This is a genomic window from Phaeocystidibacter marisrubri (genome assembly GCF_008933165.1).
GTDB lineage: Bacteria > Bacteroidota > Bacteroidia > Flavobacteriales > Schleiferiaceae > Phaeocystidibacter > Phaeocystidibacter marisrubri.
The window spans coordinates 1-515 of sequence record NZ_WBVQ01000019.1; the positions used below are offsets into that span (position 1 = coordinate 1).

Genomic DNA, 515 nt, shown 5'->3' on the forward strand with positions numbered 1-515 from the left:
CGCGCTTACTCTATTTATCAAACAATTTACTAAGAACCCATGAAGAAAAGCATCCTCGCCATTGCGTCAATTGCCGTACTTCTAGCGTCCGCTACTCAATGTAGTAAAAGCCCGGAAGCGGCTTACACTTTCTCAACATGGGTTGAGACAATAGGTGGATTCATTTACCAAAACCTATCACTTGTAGCTCCATTCGTTACAGGGGTTCTCTTAGCAACCTTCCGTGACTTTCTTAAGTTTTCTGCACTTTTCAAATCCAAAACCAACCATGAACATCATTAAGAAATCAATCAAGATTGATATTGAGGCGGTCCCAGGCTTACCTACAGACCGCGCATTGACAGGTCAAGAAATCATGCCTGGAACAGAGGTCTATATCGATCTTGAGAATTCAGAAACGTACTTTGTGATTGGAGGGGATCCAGCTCGTACTTATCGGTACGACGGTGTAGCCATTCCAAAAGCCATTCAAGAGATGGATAAGCAGAGGCAAGCACATAAAAAGGTCAATTGAT

Annotated in this window: 2 protein-coding genes; both read left to right on the plus strand. The window is 42.9% G+C overall.

The window, feature by feature from the left end; translation table 11 throughout:
* Window positions 1–39 precede the first annotated feature (39 nt).
* Window positions 40–282 carry a hypothetical protein gene (locus F8C82_RS14685; protein ID WP_151694383.1) on the plus strand — a complete coding sequence of 81 codons (243 nt, stop codon included), beginning with the start codon at window positions 40–42 and terminating at the stop codon, window positions 280–282.
* Window positions 269–514 carry a hypothetical protein gene (locus tag F8C82_RS14690; protein WP_151694384.1) on the plus strand — a complete coding sequence of 82 codons (246 nt, stop codon included), beginning with the start codon at window positions 269–271 and terminating at the stop codon, window positions 512–514. The genes F8C82_RS14685 and F8C82_RS14690 overlap by 14 nt, the downstream gene beginning before the upstream one ends.
* Window position 515: the final 1 nt, after the last annotated feature.